Raw genomic sequence first — 4,703 nt, 5'->3', positions numbered from 1 at the left:
TCACGAGTATCAGGCCGGCGCGCAACACGCCCCAAGCGACGATCGGGTACTGAATCAAGTTGGGCAGCTGCACGGCAACACGATCGCCAGGCTGCAGCCCCAGATCAGCGCGCAAATACGCCGCAATTTGGCCACTTTTCTCGCGAATCTCGGCAAAGCGCATTTCCTGACCCAAACAGGAATACGCCACCCGCTCGGCGTATTGCTCGCAGGCCTGATCAAACAACTCGATCAGCGAGGCGTAGCCGTCTACATTGAGCTGCTGCAATTTCTCACGGGCAAAACTAAATCGGTCAACTGCCATCGATCTCTCCGTCTTTGTGACATGCGCCACTCAGCGGGCGCCTTATTATGATTGTTAACATCAAACACGGTCAGGGGCGGCCCCCGGCATAGCCGACGCCGCTTGTTTGCGCTCACTAATATGCTCGCGAATCTCCCGGTGCCGGCTGGCGTCCAGTGGATAGCGCGAGGAAATCAGCAGGGTCATGACAAATAACAGCACCGACACAGGCCCGGCGAGAATCGCCAAATTGTCGATCGCCGACTGCGACACCGTTTCCGGGCTGGCGCCCTGGGGGAACTTGATCAGGTCGAGGGCAATACCGGCAAAAAAAGTGCCCAAGCCATAACTGGCCTTGGTCGCCAGTGATCGCGCGGCAAAAAACAGCCCCTCTTCACGGCGCGCGGTATGCAGCTCGTGCTCGTCGATGGTGTCCGACAGCATGGAGTCCAACAGGATCACATAGGCGATAAAGAAGGCCTGAGCCAGGCCATTGCTGATAAACACCAGCAGCATTTTTTCGCCGCTGCTCATCAACTGCAAACCGCCAAGAAAATACAGCAAAAAGGGAAACGTCGACAGCAGCGCCCCGCCGACCACGCACACCGCCAGCGCCCGCTTCTTATCGAGACTCAGCGAAACCCACTGCGACAACCACGGCGCCACAACAATACCGATGACCACCGAGGAGGCGATCAAGGCCATTTCATCGGGCTGGAATTCAAAAATATAGGTCGCCACGTAAATCAGCAGGGTTTGCGTTACACCGGCCAAAATCATAAACATCAACGTGGTGGAAAACAGAATGCGAAAGGCGCGTTGCTTCAGTGTTAAAAACACCGTGATAAAGGCCAGCAGTGCACTTTTCGCTTCGGGGTCAAACCGCGGCTTTGCCAACTGCGGAATCAACTTCCAGGTGCTGGCAACGGCAATCAACATCGCCGCGCAACCCATAATGCCGACAAAGGCACCAAAGCCGCTGTAACTGTCGGGGTTGAGCATGCCGTTGCTGAAGGCCTCGCTTGCGGGAAAGAACACCGCAAAACCGATCACCGAGGTCGCCAGCACTCCGGCGTAAGAGAAAAACACCCGATAGCCGATCAGCGAGGTGCGCTGGTGATAGTCGGTCACCATTTCCGCGCCCAGCGACAAGTGCGGCACAAAAAACAGCGTGAGCATCAAGCGCACCGACACCGAGCCCACCAACATCCACACAAACAGGCCGGTCTGCCCCAGCCCGTCGGGCGGTGAAAACAACGCGATCATGGCCAGCGCAAAGGGAATCGCACCCACCAGCATAAACGGATGGCGGCGCCCCCAGCGCGATTGGCAGCGATCGGAGTATTGGCCCACCATGGGGTCGGTAATGGCATCGACGATGAGCGCCAGCAGGGCCACGGTGCCGGCCAAACTGCCCGACAAGCCCAGTACCTGGTTGTAATAGAAAAACAGAAAGGTGCTGAAGGCCGAAGTTTTAATGCCGTCGGCCGCTTGGCCTACGCCGTATCCGAGCTTGGTCGCGAGCTTCATACGCTTGTGACCACCGCATCTAGCGGCGCAGCGCTGAAACAGCGTCGGTAGCAAACAGGCGAACCGGGTATTATTTTATTATTCATGGTGCTGCGCTCCACACAGTCGCGGGAAAGGTGGCAGGCGGCCACAGGCCGGCTGCCGAGTCCGAGTATCACACCACCTCGAACAGACCCGCCGCGCCCATGCCGCCGCCGACACACATAGTAACCACCACGTATTTCACGCCGCGGCGTTTGCCCTCGATCAGCGCGTGCATCACCATGCGTGTGCCGCTCATGCCATAGGGGTGGCCAATGGAAATGGCTCCGCCGTTTACGTTCAGGCGATCATTGGGAATGCCCAGCTTGTCGCGGCAGTAAATGACCTGCACGGCAAAGGCTTCGTTCAATTCCCACAGGCCGATGTCATCCATCTTCAAGCCGCTGCGTTTGAGCAGCTTGGGAATGGCGTAAATCGGGCCAATGCCCATTTCGTCCGGCTCGCAACCGGCCACCGCCATACCGCGATAAATGCCCAGCGGCTCGATATTGCGCTGCTCGGCCAGTGTGCTGTCCATCATCACCACCGCAGCGGCGGCGTCGGACAGCTGCGAGGCGTTACCTGCGGTAATGCAGCCACCTTCGCGAACCGGGTTCAGCCCAGACAGACTTTCCAGCGTGGTCGACGGGCGATTGCCCTCGTCCTGGCTCAGCGTTACCTGCTCTTCGCTGACTTCACCGGTTTCGCGATTGGTCACCAACTTGGTGGCCGTTACCGGCACTATTTCATCGTCAAAGGCACCGGCCTGCTGGGCGGCCGCGGTGCGCTGCTGCGACTGCAGGGCGTACTCGTCCTGGGCCTCGCGCGACACGCCGTAACGCTTGGCCACCACCTCGGCGGTATCGAGCATGCCCATATAGATATTGGGAGCGTGGCCGATCGACTGCGGGTCGACCAAACGGTGCATATTCATATGCTCGTTTTGCACCAGGCTGATGGACTCACAGCCCCCGGCAACCAGTACCGGGGCGCCATCCAGGACAATCTGCTTGGCGCCGGTGGCAATCGACATCAGCCCGGAGCTGCACTGGCGATCCAGCGTCATACCCGACACCGTGACCGGCAAGCCCGCGGCCATGGCCACGTGACGACCGAGGTTCATCGACTGGCTGCCCTGCTGCAGGGCCGCGCCAATAATGCAGTCGTCAATTTCACCGGCATCAATTCCGGCGCGCGCTACCGCTGCCTTGACGGCGTGCGCGGCCATCGACGGCGACTCCAGATTATTAAAGGCGCCGCGATAGGCCTTGGCGATCGGCGTGCGCGCCGCGGCAACAATTACTGCTTCTTTCATTATTTTTCCCCTTCACCACCCGCCGTTTTCGCGGGTTTTATATTTGTTTACGACGACTGCGACTGCAGGTGCGCCATGGCTTTCATCAAAAACTTTTCGGTTTGCTTGCCGCCGGATTCCAGTTGCTGCTGTTGGCTGACATCGTTAATGTCCTGCCACTGGGCAGCGACGCTTTCCGGGCTCTGCTTGGCTTCTTCAATGAACACGCCATCGGTCTCGAAGATGCGCGCACTGGCGTAACCGCCGGCACCGGCGCACAGAATATGACGATTGGGCGCGTCGTCGTGGCACAGCAGGAGCGCGCCGGCGGTCACCGATTCGGGGGTCAGCAGATCGAGGACTTCCTGCGGCAACAGGTCTTCGGTCATGCGGGTGGCCGCGGTGGGCGAAAGAGCATTAATGCGCACATCGTATTTGGCCCCTTCCAGGCCCAGTGTGTTCATCAGCCCCAGCACCGCCATTTTGGCCGCGCCGTAGTTGCTCTGACCAAAGTTGCCGTACATACCGCTGGAGGAGGTCGTCATAACAATGCGGCCATAGCCCTGGCCCTTCATAATTTCCCACACCGCCTTGCTGCAGTTCACCGAGCCCATCAGGTGAACGTCCATCACCAGTTTGAAATCGTCCAGGCTCATTTTCGAAAACGACTTGTCGCGCAAAATACCGGCGTTGTTCACCAGAATGTCTATGCGGCCCCACTTGGCCATGGCTTGGGCGACCATGTCTTCCACTTCGCTCATCACCGCGACATTGGCGCCGTGGGCCATTGCCTCGCCGCCACGTTCTTCGATCAGCGCCACCACTTCCTTGGCCGCTTCAGACGAGGCGCCGCTGCCATCGCGAGCACCGCCCAGGTCGTTAACCACTACTTTGGCGCCGCGCTCGGCCAGCGCCAGGGCGTGGCTGCGCCCCAGACCATTACCCGCACCGGTGACAATTGCGACCTTACCGTCAAAACGAATTTCCATGATTATTCTCCTCAAGCTACCAATTGCATACTGATCCACTCAGCGATGAGTGCGGGTTTGTCTTCACCTTCAATGTCGACGGTGACCTGGGTTTTCACCCGATACTGCCCCGCTTTTGCTTCTTCGATATCTAAAATTTTTGCCCGCGCGCGAATGCGGCTATTGACCTTCACTGGCGACATAAAACGCACCTTGTCGAAGCCGTAATTCAGCCCCATATAAAAGCCGTCGATAATCACACTGTACTGCTCGGCAAAGTGCGACAGCATCGACAGACTCAAAAAGCCGTGGGCGATGGTGGTGCCAAAGGGGGTGTCCTTGGCTTTTTCCGGGTCGACGTGAATAAACTGGTGGTCCAGCGTGCAGTCGGCAAACTGATTTATCGCCTCTTGGCTTATGGTGTGCCACGCCGTAGGCTCGGCTTCAAAGCCGATGTATTCCTTCTCCTGTTTTTTTTCGATAACCGTAGGCATATTTTTATCTCCTTGTTATGGCCTGATTGCCGCGCAATTAAAACCAGTTGTCCTGCATGTCGTAGCAGGTGCTGTCGCCATCGCAGAGGATCTTTGACCAGACCTTAATTTGC

5 protein-coding genes are annotated in these 4,703 nt (G+C 58.1%); all 5 read right to left on the bottom strand.

Annotation, left to right across the window (positions count from 1 at the left end):
* Nucleotides 1-304, bottom strand: a 304-nt coding sequence (locus tag ABYM29_RS14805; protein WP_372865560.1) for an AMP-binding protein, incomplete at its 3' end; no start/stop codon positions are given.
* Nucleotides 305-364: 60 nt separating this feature from the next.
* Nucleotides 365-1,813 (bottom strand): MFS transporter, encoded by a 1,449-nt coding sequence (locus ABYM29_RS14800; RefSeq protein ID WP_372865559.1) that lies wholly within the window; start codon nucleotides 1,811-1,813, stop codon nucleotides 365-367.
* Nucleotides 1,814-1,967: 154 nt separating this feature from the next.
* The gene (locus ABYM29_RS14795; RefSeq protein WP_372865558.1) at nucleotides 1,968-3,149 is read right to left on the bottom strand and encodes an acetyl-CoA C-acyltransferase; all 1,182 of its coding nucleotides are present in this window, start codon (nucleotides 3,147-3,149) and stop codon (nucleotides 1,968-1,970) included.
* A 47-nt stretch (nucleotides 3,150-3,196) separates the two neighbouring features.
* On the bottom strand, nucleotides 3,197-4,117 hold the full coding sequence (locus tag ABYM29_RS14790; RefSeq protein WP_372865557.1) for an SDR family NAD(P)-dependent oxidoreductase: 921 nt from the start codon (nucleotides 4,115-4,117) through the stop codon (nucleotides 3,197-3,199).
* An 11-nt stretch (nucleotides 4,118-4,128) separates the two neighbouring features.
* Nucleotides 4,129-4,590, bottom strand: a complete 462-nt coding sequence (locus ABYM29_RS14785; protein WP_372865556.1) for a MaoC family dehydratase — start codon at nucleotides 4,588-4,590, stop codon at nucleotides 4,129-4,131.
* Nucleotides 4,591-4,703: the final 113 nt, after the last annotated feature.

This window comes from Spongiibacter sp., assembly GCF_041602295.1.
GTDB lineage: Bacteria > Pseudomonadota > Gammaproteobacteria > Pseudomonadales > Spongiibacteraceae > Spongiibacter.
This window is presented reverse-complemented; position numbering and strand designations above follow the sequence as displayed.